General features: G+C 55.7%; 2 tRNA genes. Both read right to left on the bottom strand.

Annotated elements, in window-relative coordinates:
* Nucleotides 1-23 precede the first annotated feature (23 nt).
* Nucleotides 24-99 (bottom strand) — tRNA-Val (locus C7I36_RS17115).
* 30 nt (nt 100-129) lie between these two features.
* Nucleotides 130-205, bottom strand: a tRNA-Val gene (locus tag C7I36_RS17110).
* Nucleotides 206-230 lie beyond the last annotated feature (25 nt).

Raw genomic sequence — 230 nt, 5'->3', positions numbered from 1 at the left:
ATAATCGGTTTGCCACTCGAAAGTGGTGGGTGGTACTGGGATCGAACCAGTGACCCCCTCCTTGTAAGGGAGGTGCTCTCCCGGCTGAGCTAACCACCCGGGTATGTTTTATAAGCAAAACATCAAATCTGGTGGACGCTACTGGGATCGAACCAGTGACCCCCTCCTTGTAAGGGAGGTGCTCTCCCGGCTGAGCTAAGCGTCCGGGAATCTGGTGGGTCGTGCAGGAT

The organism is Zobellella taiwanensis, from assembly GCF_003012795.1.
GTDB lineage: Bacteria > Pseudomonadota > Gammaproteobacteria > Enterobacterales > Aeromonadaceae > Oceanimonas > Oceanimonas taiwanensis.
This window is presented reverse-complemented; position numbering and strand designations above follow the sequence as displayed.